The sequence below is a fragment of the Kluyvera fluvialis genome (genome assembly GCF_059725275.1).
This window is the reverse complement of the sequence record NZ_AP046142.1, coordinates 1,559,300-1,572,987: the sequence shown is the minus strand read 5'-3', so window position 1 is coordinate 1,572,987 and position 13,688 is coordinate 1,559,300. Positions and strand designations below refer to the sequence as shown.

Below are 13,688 nucleotides of genomic sequence, written 5' to 3'. Positions count from 1 at the left end.
AGAATTACCGTTATTGAAAATAATATTCTGAATGAGCCGTTAATTCCTGACGGCAACTAAGCAAAGCCCCAGGCGCTGACTCAAGGCAGCCAACACCCAGGCAACTTAAAATATGACGGGCATAAAATAAGTTACGTATTCTGCTCTGCTGCAGCCGACATATTCACCTTGTTAGCCGCGATCACGAATGGCAGGTAGATGAGTGTGGCAACCACCAGGCACAGCACGCCGACAAACAGCGCCATCCAGTTACCGCCCGTGCCAAAGAAGGCAATCAGCGGCCCGGGGGTTGTCCACGGCACGGCGTAGGCAATTGGCGGAATAATTTCCAGAGTGATAAAGAAGTAGCCAATCAACGAGTTAATAAACGGTACCAGAATAAATGGAATGACCAGGATTGGGTTGAGAACAATCGGCAGGCCAAACATCACCGGTTCGTTAATGTTGAACAGCCCCGGGACAAACGCCATTTTGGCGAGATCACGGTAATCTTTACGCCGCGAGGCAATAAAAATCGCCAGCAGCAGGCCTAAAGTCATGCCCGAACCGCCACAGTTGGCGAAGGCATCGTTAATCCCGGTCCAGGTAATGGGATACGGCGCGCCCCAAGTTGAGCCATGAGATGCAGCATAAGAGAGGTTTTCGAGATTCGCTTCAGAGAAAATGGTTTCACGAATCGCCGCTACGGTATTCGGCCCATGAATACCCAGAACCCACAGGAAGTTGGCAACCAGCCCCAGGATCAGCACGGCGAAAATGTTAGTGCCCATATCTTTCAGCGGAGCCTGAATCAGGTTGTAAATCAGATCATTCAGGCCATTTGGTGAGATTTTCGACAGCAGATAGTTCACCACGGAGAAGAAAATCATCACGAAGAAAATCGGTAACAGCACTTTAAACGAACGCGCCACCGCCGGTGGAACAGCCGCTGGCATGTTAATGGTTACTTTAGGGTTACGTGCCAGACGGCAGAAAATTTCGCTCGCCAGCAGTGCCACAATCACCGCGACAAACAGCCCCTGTGGCCCAAGATATTTGGTGGTCAGATACGCCTGGCCATCAATAATAGTATACGGGGTGTAGACGATGAAAAATGCACCAATGGCGGTCAGGCCACACAGCAAATCATCCTGCTGGTAGCTAATCGCGATATTGCGTGCAACAAGGAAAGTAATCAGCACAGCCATAATATTGACCGAGCCATTCATTACTGGAGTAAATATTTGCTGCGCATCCGCCAGGTTCGGGAACAATGTGCCTAAATGCAGCAAACTGGCAATAAAGCCATCCGGTGACAAAATAGCAAAGTTAATCAGGATAATGAGTGAGCTGGCCATGACGATTGGGAATGAAAGAATAAATGCGTCACGAATGGCTGAAACGTGTATCTGAGAGTTTAATTTAATCGCTACAGGAACGAGGATTTTCTCCATTCCTCGTTCAAATGAGTTCATTAACCCCATGATGGTCCCTTAATTTTAAATGAAACAGCAATGATTATTGGTTTAATAACTGGAACGCTTGTTCAATGACGGCTTTACCGTCCATCTGTCCATAACTTTTCATATCAATAACCGCGACAGGTATTTTCCCCTGTGCGATAGCTTCAATTTCATTTTTTTGGAAACGCACCTGAGGGCCTAATAGCACAACATCAACGGCATTTTTCGTTATTTTTTCTTTTGCTTCAGAAATAGCCAATGCACTAATGTTTGCTGGAATATTAACCGATTCAGCATGTTCGCGCATTTTTTTCACCAGCATACTGGTAGACATGCCCGCAGCACATACCAATAATATATTTTTCATTCCCTTTGCCCTTTTCTGGAAAATAGTCATTAATTGATGCACACTTTAATAATTGTTAATTTTCGTAACCTGCGTTTCGATCACAGTTAACAGTGTCTAAGTTGTTCAATAATGATGTGATAAATGCACGTGTCGGCTAGTTTTTGCTTAAACGGATTTGTAACTTCATGTTTAAAAAGGATTTAAGGAGGTTCAAAAGTGATCTACCAGAACGTCATTAATCTGCTTAAAAACAGACTAAACAGCTCGATATACAATATTGGTGATCTTCTACCATCGGAAAAAGAATTGGCAGAGCTTTATGATGTTTCGCGTAATACCTTACGCAAAGCGTTAAAAATACTGGAAGAGGAAGGCCTGATTGAGCGGCGGCATGGTTCTGGAACCTACCTACGTAACAAGCAATTTCAGGCCTCGGTAACCCATCTCGATAGCTTTACAGAAATTGCCAAAAACGAGGGTAAAACGCCCACCAGCCTGATTTTAAAATTTGAACTCCAGATGGCGTCAGAAGAGGTTGCCAATAACCTGAAAGTGAACCACGGAGAACCGGTCTATTTTGCAAGGCGGCTGCGGTTTATCGATAATATTGCGATGCAAGTTGAAGAAACGTGGCTATCTGCCAGCCGTTTTCCTGATCTGACGATTGCCCACATGAAGAAGTCTAAATTTTCCTACATTGAGAATGAATGTGGAGTGAAAATTCTGGGCTGCTACGAATCTTTCCAACCCATTCTGCCGTCGTCAGAAGTCGCAAAGCTGCTGCATATCAGCACGCTAGATCCGATTATTCGTATGCAAACGCAGGCTATTGATGAGCAGAAGCACCCGATTGATTTCTCGATTCTGTACACCAACATGTTTGAATTTCAGGTGAAGTATTTCTTGCCGCGCAAAACGCTGTCCAGCCCGCTAACACGCAGGGCCGGACAATAAACGTTATTTACGGAATGACCACAGGGTCACGATAATCCCCAGCACAGCAGAAATCGCCCCGCCGAGAAACACGGAAGGGTAACCAAACGAGGTCGCCAGCATTCCCGCCAGCGGCCCAGAAACACCCAGCGCAATATCCTGGAACGCCGCGTAGCCGCCCAGTGCTGTACCACGCACCTGCTGCGGCACACGTTTAACCACTTCCACACCGAGGGCAGGGAAAATAAGCGAACACCCTGCCCCAGTGAGTGCCGCGCCGGATAAAGCCACCCAGGCGGTAGGCGCTTGCCACAGCAACAGCAGCCCCACGGTTTCGACCAGTAGCGAAGCTACGGCAACCTTGACGCCGCCAAAGCGGTCTGGCATCCAACCAAACAGGATACGTACCAACACAAATGTCCCACCGAACGCTGTCAGCGTAAAACCGGCCATTGACCAGCCCTTGCTGACAAAATAGAGCGAAACAAAAGTCCCGATTACCGCAAAGCCCACGCCCTGTAGCGCCAGCCCCATGCCCGGCTTCCAGATAAGTCCAATAACGCTAAACAGCGATGGACGCTCACCTGCCGTAGCGGCCACTTTGCGCACGGTTGCGTTAAACATCCATGCAATCAGCGGCAGCGCCATGGTGACGCCTGCCAATATGGCAAAGCCATAATGGCTATGAATAAACAGCCCCAGCGGCGCGCCGACAGCTAATGCGCCGAAAATCGCCATCCCGTTCCACGACATCACTTTGCCGGAACGTTTCGGGCCAACCAGCCCCATTCCCCAAGTGAGCGTTCCGGTGAGTAGCTGGCTTTCGCCAAACCCCAGGATTAAACGCCCGACGATTAACAGCGCGAATTTAGCCATCGCATCAATGGGCAGCAATGCCGCACCAAGCCATGCGGCTCCGGCAAAAGCACAGGCCGCCATGCCCTGTAGCGCCGATCGTTTACCGCCGTATTGGTCTGCAAGACGCCCCGCGTAGCCGCGTGTCAACACGGTCGCGAAGAACTGAACGCCCACGGCGATACCCACCATGGTGTTGCCATAGCCCAGCTCCTGGTGCACAAATAGAGGGATCACCGGCAGCGGAATACCGACGGTTAAATAGGTAAGAAACACCGCGAAGGCGATGCGAAATAACGAACCGTTAGATGAAGAAGAATGTTCGGTTTGAGCTACTGCTGTCATGCTTTACTCCAGAATGCAGAGTAAGGCGAGGATGATATGCCACGCCCCCTCTACCTGACCATCAGGATTAAGGTGCGTTGGATGACGTTAAACGCTTACGCATTATCATGATGACAATGTTGAGGCGAGAGTTTGCCTGTTATCTCAGGTGATTGTCAACGCATAAAACCGCGCGCATGACCTCGTAGGCCTGATAAGCACAGCGCCATCAGGCAGAACGGCGCAGACTGCCGGATGGCGGCGTGAACGCCTTATCCGGCCTACAAAACCGTTGCATCGGTGAGACTCAGACACCGTAGGCCTGATAAGCGCAGCGCCATCAGGCAGAACGGCGCGACTGCCGGATGGCGGCATAAAAAAGGAGCCTTTCGGCTCCTTTTTACGTTAAACATCAGGCTTACGCTTTCAGTTTACGCATCACCAGCGTGGCGTTAGTGCCGCCAAAGCCGAAGCTGTTAGACATAACTGTCGTCAGCTCACGCTCGGTTGGTTCGGTGATGATGTTCAGGCCAGCAGCCTGCTCATCCAGCTCTTCAATGTTGATGCTTGGCGCGATAAAGCCGTGTTCCAGCATCAGCAGGGAGTAGATAGCTTCCTGCACACCCGCCGCACCCAGAGAGTGACCGGTCATTGCTTTGGTCGCGGAAATCGCCGGGCTGTGGTTGCCAAACACTTCCTGAATCGCGCCCAGTTCTTTCACGTCGCCAACCGGCGTAGAAGTACCGTGGGAGTTCAGGTAGTCGATTGGGGTATCAACGCCGTTCATCGCCATTTTCATGCAACGCACCGCGCCTTCACCGGATGGAGCAACCATGTCTGCGCCATCAGACGTTGCGCCGTAGCCAACGATTTCTGCATAAATATGCGCGCCACGAGCCAGAGCGTGTTCCAGTTCTTCAACCACAACCATACCGCCGCCGCCAGCGATAACGAAACCATCGCGGTGTGCGTCATAGGTACGAGAAGCCTTGTCTGGCGTGTCGTTGTATTTGGTGGACAGCGCGCCCATTGCGTCAAATTCACAGGCCATTTCCCAGCACAGCTCTTCGCCGCCGCCAGCAAATACGATGTCCTGTTTGCCCAGCTGAATTTGCTCTACCGCGTTACCGATACAGTGTGCGGAGGTCGCACATGCGGAGCTGATAGAGTAGTTCACACCGTGAATTTTAAACGGGGTTGCGAGGCACGCGGAAACGCCGGAGCCCATCGCTTTGGTGACCACATATGGGCCAACCGCTTTCAGACCGCGTGGGCCGCGCATAGCATCAGCGCCGAACACCTGGAAACGCGGGGAACCGCCACCGGAACCTGCAATCAGGCCGACACGCGGGTTATTTTGATAAGTCTCATCAGAGAGACCAGCGTCAGCAATCGCCTGCTCCATGGACAGGAAAGCATAGATAGATGCGTCGCTCATAAAGCGCACAACTTTGCGGTCGATGAGGCCAGTGGTATCCAGTTTTACGTTGCCCCAGACGTGGCTACGCATGCCAGAATCCTTCAGCTCCTGAGAGAAAGTGATCCCTGAGCGTCCTTCACGCAGAGATGCCAGGACTTCCTGCTGGTTGTTACCGATGCTGGAAACGATGCCCAGGCCAGTAATCACTGCACGTTTCATTCAATACCTCTGTAAGTCGCACTTATATTAAGTTTCGTGTCGCAAGATAGCGTACACTTGTACGCCGAACAAGTCCGATCAGCAATTTTATGCAGAAATTTGCGCCTGCGGGCACTCATCGTTAAGATCGGCAGAGTCCTTGCCGCGCGAGTAACTTACGTGAAACATAACGCCATACAATCCGCCAACCTCGAATTTAACAGTGAGGGTACACCTGTTTCCCGAGATTTCGACGACGTCTATTTCTCCAACGATAATGGCCTGGAAGAAACGCGCTACGTTTTTCTGGGTGGTAACCAGTTAGAGGTACGTTTTCCCCAGCACCCTCGACCACTGTTTGTGGTCGCGGAAAGCGGCTTTGGGACGGGGCTAAATTTTCTGACCCTGTGGCAGGCTTTCGATGATTTTCGCCGCCAGCACCCTGACGCTACGCTGCAAAGATTACATTTCGTCAGTTTTGAAAAATTCCCGCTGAAGGCAGAAGATCTCCGCCTGGCGCACCAGCATTGGCCTGAATTAGCGCCGTGGTCGGCGCAGCTACAGGCGCAATGGCCCCTGCCGCTGGCGGGCTGCCACCGTCTGCTGCTCGACGGCGGGCGGGTCACGCTGGATTTATGGTTCGGTGATATCAATGAGCTTACCGATCAACTCGACGATACGTTTAATCAGCAGGTGGATGCGTGGTTCCTTGATGGCTTTGCGCCTGCCAAAAATCCAGACATGTGGACACCGGCGTTGTTTGCCGCGATGGCGCGAACGGCGCGTCCCGGCGGCACATTAGCCACGTTTACCTCCGCCGGTTTTGTTCGCCGGGGTTTACAGGACGCAGGCTTTACGATGTGCAAACGCAAAGGGTTTGGCCGCAAGCGTGAAATGCTCACCGGTGAAATGACGCTCCCCCAACCCGATGCAACACGTACCCCGTGGTTTGCCCGCACGGGCAGCGAGGCGCGTGAGGTGGCGATTATCGGCGGTGGCATTGCCAGCGCGCTACTTTCTCTCGCCCTACTACGCAGGGGCTGGTCAGTCACCTTGTACTGCGCCGACGATGCCCCTGCTCAAGGCGCATCCGGCAACCGCCAGGGCGCACTTTACCCGCTGCTGAGCGCGCATGACGCTGCGTTAGCTGATTTTTTCCCACACGCGTTCACTTTCGCCCGCCGTTTGTACGACAGCTTAAGCGTCGAGTTCGACCACCAGTGGTGCGGCGTAACTCAGCTTGGCTGGGATGAAAAAAGCCAGCAAAAAATTGAGCACATGCTGGCGCTGAATTTACCCACGGAAATTGCCCATGCGGTTAGCGCCGAGGACGTTGCTGAACATACTGGGCTGGTCACTGGCTGTGGCGGTATCGAATATCCAGCCGGTGGCTGGCTGTGTCCGGCGCAGTTAACCGCCGGTGTGCTAGCGCTGGCCTGCCAGCACGAGCTAACCGTTCACTGGCATCACGCGCTCACCTCGCTGGAAAAACAGGGCGATGGCTGGCAACTGAACTTCGCCTGCGGCAATACTGCCACGGCGGCGTCGGTGGTTCTGGCAACCGGACATAACATCAACCAGTTGGCGCAAACGGCTGAACTACCGGTGTATGCCGTGGGCGGCCAGGTGAGCCATATTCCCACCAGTAAGTCGCTGTCGGCGCTGCGCCAGGTCTTGTGCTACGACGGCTACCTGACGCCACAAAACCCGCAAAATCAGCAGCATTGTATTGGGGCAAGCTATCATCGTGGGCTGCGTGATATCGCGTTTAGCGAGACAGATCAGCAACAAAATCGCCAGCGCTTGCTGGATTGCTTCCCTGATGCCGAATGGCCGCAAGAGGTGGATGTGAGCGCCAACGAAGCTCGCTGCGGCGTGCGTTGCGCCACACGAGATCATTTACCGATGATCGGTAACGTGCCGGATTACGCCGCAACGCTTGAGCAATATGCCGCGCTGGCGGAACAAGCGGAGCAAGCCGTTACCGCACCAGTGCATCAAAACCTGTTTATGCTGGCAGCGCTCGGTTCACGCGGGCTGTGCTCTGCCCCGCTGGCGGCAGAAGTTTTGGCCTCACAAATGAGCGAGGAGCCGCTGCCGTTAAACGCACAAACGCTGGCGGCATTGAATCCGAATCGGTTATGGGTGAGAAAGTTGTTAAAGGGTAAAGCGGTGAAGGTTGGCACGGTTTAAACCGCCATAAAGTGACTATGGTGCGGTGATTATGCCCGATGGCACTACGTTTATCGGGCCTACGCGCTTCGGTAGGCCGGATAAGCGCAGCGCCATCCGGCGAAGATTACTGCTGTGCTTTCTGGAACAGCGTTTCCCACATCCCCAGCACCAGCGCCTGATCGCGCGGTGACAGCTCACCAGCCTGAATCGCTTTTTCCAGGCTTACAGAAACATTGCGCGATACCGCATCGGCTGAATTATCGTCGCCATTTTCCAGCTCCGCGACCGCCAGCGTCAGATGGCCACGCAGATAACCGCTGGCAAACAGCTCATCATCATTGGCGTGTTCCACCATGTCATCAATTAACGCCAGAATGCGTGCTTCAAACTCCGCGATCATCGTCTTTCCTCTTTCTGTAACATGGCGTTAGAGATCCTGCGGCCATGGGAATTGTTCCGCCGTTAAGGTCGGCGTATGGTAATAATCTTGTAATGCTTTGATAAATTTCGCCGGACGCGGTGGAATGCCTTGTTCAAGATAGGCCATCACCTGCGCATGTACGCGCCGCTGGAACACGATGCGATCCGGTTCAAAATCCCCTTCGAGATTGTCGCAACTGACGTTAAACGGGAACCCCGCCGCCACGCAGAACAGCCAGTCAAACGCCTGCGGTTTCACCTCGACATCTTCAAACTGCCCCTGCGTTTGCGCATCGCGCCCGTCCGGGCAGTACCAGTAGCCAAAATCGACCTGTTCACGTCGCGCTTTTCCGGCAATGCACCAGTGCGAAATTTCATGCAGCGCGCTGGCATAGAAGCCGTGAGCAAAAACGATACGGTTGTACGGTACGTCGGCATCAGCCGGAAGATAGATGGGTTCATCGTCGCCTTTAATCAGACGAGTATTAAACTCTTGAGCAAAGCAGCTATCGAAAATCGTAATTAGCTGCTGGTAATCATGCGTTGTCGTCATGCGTTCATCCCTAACCATTGTAAAATTTCCTGTCCATGGCTGTCGTACAGCAGTTTGGCGCTCATTACGGCGGACACCACGACAATCATCGGGCGAATCAGCGACTGCCCTTTACTCAACACTAAGCGCGATCCCATGCGCGCACCGAAAAACTGGCCCACCATCATCACAAAGCCGGTCGCCCAGATAACTTTACCGCCGATAATAAACAGCAGTAGCCCGCCGACGTTTGAGGTGGCGTTGAGAACTTTGGCATGAGCGGTAGATTTTGCGAGGTTGAAGCCCATCAGCGTGACGAAAGCCAGCGCATAAAATGAACCCGCGCCAGGGCCGAAGAAACCGTCATAAAAACCGACGCAGCCGCCCGCAATCAGCGCAAACGGCAGGCCGTGGAGCCGACGTTGACGATCGTCTTCGCCAAGCCTGGGCATCAGCAAGAAATAGAGGCCGATACCTATCACCAGCAGCGGTAGAATCTGGCGCAAAATATCGGACTTAACGTACTGCACCAGCAGTGCACCGGTCATCGAACCGATAAAGGTCATCAGAATATTCAGCTTCTGATCGGCCAGGTTCACTACTTTGCGGCGAATAAAATAGAGCGACGCCGAAAGCGAACCACCGCAGGCCTGGAGTTTATTGGTCGCCAGCGCCTGCGCCGGAGGCATTCCTGCCGCCATCAGCGCTGGCACGGTGAGCAAACCGCCACCACCCGCCAATGAATCAATAAAGCCCGCCAATATTGCGATAAAAAAGAGTGCCACCAGCATGAGTGGCTCAACCATAAATAACGCAGAGAAACTGTCCATTACAGTACGTGTTCATCCAGTAGCGCCTGACAGGAAGGCGGCAACGGAGGCGGCGTCTTCTTCACAGGTTTGGTGGTGCCAGGTTTTGGCGGTTCGAACCAACTTTGCAGCTCTGCGCCACAGCCGTCTCCGGCTGGCGGCGGAGCCTGTTCTTCACATTCCAGGCTATTAGCCGGGCACTTCAGCCGCACGTGCATATGCGCACGGTGCTGGAACCACGGTCGCACTTTGTGCAGCCAATCGCGGTCGCTACCGGCGTCGAGGCACAGCCGTTGTTTAATAGCCGGGTTAACGAAGATACGCGTCACTTCGCTATCTTGCGCCGCGAGCTTAATCAACTGGCCAATTTCCGGCTTCCACAACGCGGGAACCACGCGTTTACCGTCGGCGCTGACTAAATCCAACGCCTGTGGTTTCAGCAACTGCGCGGAACTCCAACGTGTTTTCGGCAACTGGAGAAAAATATCGACATCCAGGCCGCTCTGGTGGCTGGCGTGTCCACCGTTAAAGCGCCCACCGGCGGGCATTCCCATATCGCCAATCAGTAGCGTTCCCATGCGATGCTGCTGCACCTGGCTGCCCAGACGCTGGATAAACTGCACCAGTTCCGGGTGGCCGAAGTAGCGGCGCTGGTCGGTTCGCATAACCTGATAGGTATCGGACTGTAACGGCAGCGCCTGTGCACCGACAATACAGCCGTTAGCAAACGCGCCAATAGATTGGGCACTGCCGCTGATAGGTTGGGTGATTTTCTGCCACGGCGTTGCCGCCAACGCCGTGCTGCTGGCAACCAAAGCCAGCAGCGCAATAACGGTTTTTTTCATGTTTACCAGCGTGGAATTGACGTCGTCACATCGGCGTTTTGCGCTCGTTGACGCATAAAGTGATCCATCAGGACAATCGCCAGCATCGCTTCTGCGATCGGCACTGCACGGATCCCGACGCAAGGATCGTGACGGCCTTTGGTGATCATCTCCGTTTCATTGCCAAAGCGATCGATAGTTCGCCCGGGAACGGTAATGCTGGAGGTCGGTTTCAGCGCCATATTTGCCACAATTTGCTGACCGCTGCTGATACCGCCCAAAATACCGCCCGCGTGGTTGCTCTGGAAACCGTCTTTGGTAATTTCATCGCGGTTTTCGCTGCCACGCAGTTTCACCACGTCGAAGCCGTCGCCAATCTCGACCCCTTTCACCGCGTTGATGCTCATCAGTGCATGAGCGATATCTGCATCCAGACGGTCGAATACCGGCTCACCAAGACCCGCCGGTACGCCATCGGCGACCACGGTCACCTTAGCACCAATTGAGTCGCCCTCTTTTTTGAGGCCACGCATCAGTTCGTCCAGCGCATCAATTTTGTCTGGATCCGGGCAGAAGAACGGGTTCTGTTCCACCAAATCCCAGTCTTTAATCGCCAGCGGAATATCACCCATTTGGGTCAGACAACCACGGATAACGATCCCAAACTTGGCAGCGAGGAATTTCTTCGCAATCGCGCCAGCGGCAACGCGCATCGCCGTTTCACGAGCGGAAGAACGGCCACCGCCGCGATAATCGCGCAGGCCATATTTCTGCTCATAGGTGTAATCGGCATGGCCTGGGCGGAAGACGTCTTTAATGGCGCCGTAGTCCTGGGAACGCTGATCGGTATTTTCGATAAGCAGGCCAATGCTGGTTCCGGTGGTTACACCGTCGAACACGCCAGAGAGGATTTTGACCTGATCCGGCTCGCGGCGTTGGGTGGTGTAGCGCGATGTCCCTGGGCGACGACGGTCAAGGTCATGCTGCAGGTCAGCTTCCGTTAACGGGATGCCTGGCGGCACGCCGTCCACGATGCAGCCCAGCGCCAGGCCGTGCGATTCACCGAAGGTGGTTACGCGAAAGAGTTGTCCAATTGTATTTCCTGCCATCACGACTCCGCTATCGTTGTTCTGTTGTTGCGTGCTGGATTTATTGGTCTTTGTACTGAGCGAAATGGTTCTGCGCCGCCACCAGCTGCGCTTTAGTCAGCATAAAGACACCGTCACCGCCGTTATCAAACTCAAGCCAGGTGAACGGAACATCCGGGTATTGTTCCATCAGATGTACCATGCTGTTACCCACTTCACAAATCAGAATACCGTTGTCAGTCAGGTAGTCCGGCGCGCAGCCCAGAATACGGCGAGTCAGGTGCAGGCCATCAACGCCAGATGCCAGGCCCAGCTCTGGTTCGTGAAGATATTCTGACGGCAGATCAGACATATCTTCTTCATCAACATACGGCGGGTTGGTGACGATCAGATCATACTGCAGCGTCGGCAAGTCGCGGAACAGATCGGAGCGGATCGGCGTGACGTTGTGGATCATGCCGTGCTCTTCGATGTTGTACTCGGTAACCGCCAGCGCGTCTGGGGAGACATCAATGGCATCGACTTCCGCTTCCGGGAAGGCGTAAGCGCAGGCAATCGCGATACAACCGCTGCCGGTGCACATATCAAGAATATGCTCAGGGCGATGGTTGATAAGGCCCGCGAAACGATTGTTAATCAGCTCGCCAATCGGTGAGCGCGGCACTAATACGCGTTCATCGACGTAAAATTCATGGCCGCAGAACCAGGCTTTGTTGGTCAGATAAGCAACAGGAATGCGTTCATTAACGCGGCGAATCACACGTTCTACAATCAGCCGTTTCTCGCTGGTCGTCAGGCGCGCAATACGCATGTCTTCTGGAATATCCAGCGGCAGGTACAGCGTAGGTAATACGAGCTGTACGGCTTCATCCCACGGGTTATCGGTGCCATGACCGTACCAAATATTGGCCGCACTAAAACGGCTAACCGCCCAGCGTAACATGTCCTGAATGGTATGCAGCTCACTGACTGCTTCCTCAACAAATTTCTTATCCACGTTGTCCTCCAGGGCATGGGTCGGGGTAAATTCGGCGGCTAGTTTGCCATGAAGGCAGCCATAAATCAGCATTCTTGCGCGGGCGGCGGGCAAAAAAGCGTTTTCGCTGCATGAAGCGCAGTGAAAAGGTAAACTAGTGGAAAAATCTAATGAGAAGAATCAATGAAAAAGACAAACTCTCTGAGCGAGGAGGATCAGGCGCTCTTTCGACAGCTGATGACGGGGACGCGCAAAATAAAGCAGGACACTATTGTCCATCGCCCGCAGCGTAAAAAAATCAGCGAAGTACCACCCAAACGTTTATTACAAGAGCAGGTGGACAATAGCCATTACTTTTCCGATGAGTTTCAGCCGCTGCTCAACATGCACGGCCCGGTAAAATATGTCCGTCAGGATATCAGCCATTTCGAGCTAAAAAAACTGCGCCGTGGGGATTATTCACCGGAGCTGTTTCTTGACCTGCACGGTTTAACGCAAATGCAGGCAAAACAGGAGCTGGGGGCATTGATTGCCGCCTGCCGCCGAGAACACGTATTTTGCGCGTGTGTGATGCATGGGCATGGGAAACATATTCTCAAGCAACAAACGCCGCTATGGCTGGCACAGCATCCGCACGTGATGGCGTTTCATCAGGCATCAAAAGAGTACGGCGGAGACGCCGCATTACTGGTGTTGATTGAAGTCGAGGAGTGGCTGCCGCCAGAATTACCGTAGTGGGGTCATCGCCACGGTTGTAGGCCGGATAAGCGCTAACGCCATCCGGCAACAACAACCAGCAGAAGGATTAAATCGCTTTCGCCATTTTCAGATTGCAGGGACTCATTTGCCAGTTCAAAGCCCCCTGCCCGTTGGCATCAAGAGTGACGCAGGCAATGGCGGAGGTCGTAAACATTGGCGGGACTTCACCTGGGCAGAGTTCGGCCACCAAATATCCCACCAATGGCAGGTGAGAGATAACCAGCACCGCAGACGTACCTTCGTGCGCTAACGCCTGAAGATAAGCGCTGACCAAACCGATATCGCCACACGGCGTGAGTTCGGGCAAGACATCCACTTCTTTTGGCAGGTTCATACACTCCCCTACCACTTCCAGAGTCTGTTCCGCACGCAGATATGGGCTAACCAGAACACGGTCGATATCCACTTTTTGGTCTTTCAACCAGGTTGCCATCTGACGAGATTCATCACAACCGCAGCCGGTAAGAGGACGAACCGAGTCACTGGCTGCATCGAGGGCAGCGTCGCCGTGACGCATAATAAACACTTGCATATTGCACCGCTTTTGTTAACCAGAAGCACCAGCGTAACCATCACGGTTACGC

At 53.4% G+C, this 13,688-nt stretch carries 14 protein-coding genes; 3 read left to right on the top strand and 11 right to left on the bottom strand.

Annotation, left to right across the window (positions count from 1 at the left end):
- Nucleotides 1–131 precede the first annotated feature (131 nt).
- The gene (locus AC6I4B_RS07575) at nt 132–1,463 is read right to left on the bottom strand and encodes a PTS sugar transporter subunit IIC (protein ID WP_497770719.1); all 1,332 of its coding nucleotides are present in this window, start codon (nt 1,461–1,463) and stop codon (nt 132–134) included.
- A 34-nt stretch (nt 1,464–1,497) separates the two neighbouring features.
- Complete coding sequence (locus AC6I4B_RS07570; protein ID WP_497770718.1) at nt 1,498–1,809, bottom strand: PTS sugar transporter subunit IIB; 312 nt, start codon at nt 1,807–1,809, stop codon at nt 1,498–1,500.
- A 198-nt stretch (nt 1,810–2,007) separates the two neighbouring features.
- Between AC6I4B_RS07570 and AC6I4B_RS07565 the strand changes: the two genes are divergently transcribed.
- Nucleotides 2,008–2,745: a GntR family transcriptional regulator gene (locus AC6I4B_RS07565; protein ID WP_497770716.1), complete on the top strand. Its 738-nt coding sequence runs from the start codon at nt 2,008–2,010 to the stop codon at nt 2,743–2,745.
- A 3-nt stretch (nt 2,746–2,748) separates the two neighbouring features.
- On the opposite strand, the gene AC6I4B_RS07560 is transcribed toward AC6I4B_RS07565, so the two are convergent.
- Together AC6I4B_RS07560 and fabB are read right to left on the bottom strand one after the other, a co-directional pair.
- On the bottom strand, nt 2,749–3,924 hold the full coding sequence (locus tag AC6I4B_RS07560; RefSeq protein WP_497770715.1) for an MFS transporter: 1,176 nt from the start codon (nt 3,922–3,924) through the stop codon (nt 2,749–2,751).
- Nucleotides 3,925–4,321: 397 nt separating this feature from the next.
- On the bottom strand, nt 4,322–5,542 hold the full coding sequence (gene fabB / locus AC6I4B_RS07555) for a beta-ketoacyl-ACP synthase I (RefSeq protein WP_497770713.1): 1,221 nt from the start codon (nt 5,540–5,542) through the stop codon (nt 4,322–4,324).
- 159 nt (nt 5,543–5,701) lie between these two features.
- On the opposite strand from fabB, the gene mnmC reads away from it, so the two are divergent.
- The gene (gene mnmC, locus AC6I4B_RS07550) at nt 5,702–7,714 is read left to right on the top strand and encodes a bifunctional tRNA (5-methylaminomethyl-2-thiouridine)(34)-methyltransferase MnmC2/FAD-dependent 5-carboxymethylaminomethyl-2-thiouridine(34) oxidoreductase MnmC1 (RefSeq protein ID WP_497770711.1); all 2,013 of its coding nucleotides are present in this window, start codon (nt 5,702–5,704) and stop codon (nt 7,712–7,714) included.
- A 106-nt stretch (nt 7,715–7,820) separates the two neighbouring features.
- Here mnmC and AC6I4B_RS07545 read toward each other — a convergent pair whose 3' ends face one another.
- From AC6I4B_RS07545 to prmB, 6 genes are read right to left on the bottom strand one after another with little or no spacing between them, the layout of a single operon-like run.
- Nucleotides 7,821–8,096, bottom strand: a complete 276-nt coding sequence (locus AC6I4B_RS07545; RefSeq protein ID WP_497770710.1) for a YfcL family protein — start codon at nt 8,094–8,096, stop codon at nt 7,821–7,823.
- 27 nt (nt 8,097–8,123) lie between these two features.
- Complete coding sequence (locus tag AC6I4B_RS07540; protein WP_497770708.1) at nt 8,124–8,669, bottom strand: elongation factor P hydroxylase; 546 nt, start codon at nt 8,667–8,669, stop codon at nt 8,124–8,126.
- Nucleotides 8,666–9,478 carry a sulfite exporter TauE/SafE family protein gene (locus AC6I4B_RS07535; protein WP_497770707.1) on the bottom strand — a complete coding sequence of 271 codons (813 nt, stop codon included), beginning with the start codon at nt 9,476–9,478 and terminating at the stop codon, nt 8,666–8,668. Before AC6I4B_RS07535 ends, AC6I4B_RS07540 begins: the two co-directional genes overlap by 4 nt.
- On the bottom strand, nt 9,478–10,302 hold the full coding sequence (gene mepA / locus AC6I4B_RS07530; RefSeq protein ID WP_497770705.1) for a penicillin-insensitive murein endopeptidase: 825 nt from the start codon (nt 10,300–10,302) through the stop codon (nt 9,478–9,480). Before mepA ends, AC6I4B_RS07535 begins: the two co-directional genes overlap by 1 nt.
- Before the next feature lie 2 nt (nt 10,303–10,304).
- Nucleotides 10,305–11,390 carry a chorismate synthase gene (aroC, locus tag AC6I4B_RS07525; RefSeq protein WP_497770704.1) on the bottom strand — a complete coding sequence of 362 codons (1,086 nt, stop codon included), beginning with the start codon at nt 11,388–11,390 and terminating at the stop codon, nt 10,305–10,307.
- 40 nt (nt 11,391–11,430) lie between these two features.
- Nucleotides 11,431–12,366 carry a 50S ribosomal protein L3 N(5)-glutamine methyltransferase gene (gene prmB / locus AC6I4B_RS07520; protein WP_497770702.1) on the bottom strand — a complete coding sequence of 312 codons (936 nt, stop codon included), beginning with the start codon at nt 12,364–12,366 and terminating at the stop codon, nt 11,431–11,433.
- A 162-nt stretch (nt 12,367–12,528) separates the two neighbouring features.
- Between prmB and smrB the strand changes: the two genes are divergently transcribed.
- Nucleotides 12,529–13,080: an endonuclease SmrB gene (smrB, locus tag AC6I4B_RS07515; RefSeq protein WP_497770701.1), complete on the top strand. Its 552-nt coding sequence runs from the start codon at nt 12,529–12,531 to the stop codon at nt 13,078–13,080.
- A gap of 70 nt (nt 13,081–13,150) precedes the next feature.
- Here the strand turns inward: smrB and sixA are convergent, their stop codons facing one another.
- The gene (sixA, locus tag AC6I4B_RS07510; protein ID WP_497770699.1) at nt 13,151–13,636 is read right to left on the bottom strand and encodes a phosphohistidine phosphatase SixA; all 486 of its coding nucleotides are present in this window, start codon (nt 13,634–13,636) and stop codon (nt 13,151–13,153) included.
- Nucleotides 13,637–13,688 lie beyond the last annotated feature (52 nt).

Excerpts from the sequence above, each read along its gene's own strand:
- mepA (WP_497770705.1), bottom strand. The coding sequence starts at position 10,302 with ATGAAAAAAACCGTTATTGCGCTGCTGGCTTTGGTTGCCAGCAGCACG.
- AC6I4B_RS07570 (WP_497770718.1), bottom strand. The coding sequence starts at position 1,809 with ATGAAAAATATATTATTGGTATGTGCTGCGGGCATGTCTACCAGTATG.
- AC6I4B_RS07575 (WP_497770719.1), bottom strand. The coding sequence starts at position 1,463 with ATGGGGTTAATGAACTCATTTGAACGAGGAATGGAGAAAATCCTCGTT.
- AC6I4B_RS07560 (WP_497770715.1), bottom strand. The coding sequence starts at position 3,924 with ATGACAGCAGTAGCTCAAACCGAACATTCTTCTTCATCTAACGGTTCG.
- AC6I4B_RS07535 (WP_497770707.1), bottom strand. The coding sequence starts at position 9,478 with ATGGACAGTTTCTCTGCGTTATTTATGGTTGAGCCACTCATGCTGGTG.
- smrB (WP_497770701.1), top strand. The coding sequence starts at position 12,529 with ATGAAAAAGACAAACTCTCTGAGCGAGGAGGATCAGGCGCTCTTTCGA.
- AC6I4B_RS07540 (WP_497770708.1), bottom strand. The coding sequence starts at position 8,669 with ATGACGACAACGCATGATTACCAGCAGCTAATTACGATTTTCGATAGC.
- aroC (WP_497770704.1), bottom strand. The coding sequence starts at position 11,390 with ATGGCAGGAAATACAATTGGACAACTCTTTCGCGTAACCACCTTCGGT.
- sixA (WP_497770699.1), bottom strand. The coding sequence starts at position 13,636 with ATGCAAGTGTTTATTATGCGTCACGGCGACGCTGCCCTCGATGCAGCC.
- AC6I4B_RS07545 (WP_497770710.1), bottom strand. The coding sequence starts at position 8,096 with ATGATCGCGGAGTTTGAAGCACGCATTCTGGCGTTAATTGATGACATG.
- fabB (WP_497770713.1), bottom strand. The coding sequence starts at position 5,542 with ATGAAACGTGCAGTGATTACTGGCCTGGGCATCGTTTCCAGCATCGGT.